Origin of the sequence: Chromohalobacter sp. HP20-39, assembly GCF_033052815.1 — a bacterium.
Lineage (GTDB): Bacteria > Pseudomonadota > Gammaproteobacteria > Pseudomonadales > Halomonadaceae > Chromohalobacter.
On the sequence record NZ_JAWHTP010000638.1, the window covers coordinates 1 to 275 of the forward strand.

General features: G+C 70.5%; 1 protein-coding gene. It reads left to right on the plus strand.

What is annotated here, in order from left to right; genetic code table 11:
• Nucleotides 1-226, plus strand: a 226-nt coding sequence (locus tag RVY79_RS19505) for a hypothetical protein (RefSeq protein WP_317466230.1), incomplete at its 5' end; no start/stop codon positions are given.
• Nucleotides 227-275: the final 49 nt, after the last annotated feature.

The following is a 275-nucleotide window of genomic DNA, read 5'->3' on the forward strand; positions in this document are numbered from 1 at the left end:
TCGACGAGGCCGAGGTCGTGTACTGGGGCACCTGCCCCTCCTGCTCGATGACCGTGACCCCCTCAGTGACGACCAGCCCGGAAGGAAGCAGATGAGCGACAGCCAGGACGACACCACCCCGGTCAGCCCGCAGGGGGTGGACCGCAAGGCCGACTCCGGGTGCCCGGTGATGCACGACTCGGCCACCGCCCAGGGCAGCGAGAGCGAGAACCCGGCGATCGACTAGCCGACCCCGAAGACCGGCGGCCGCCCGCACAGCCTCAAGGACTGGTGGC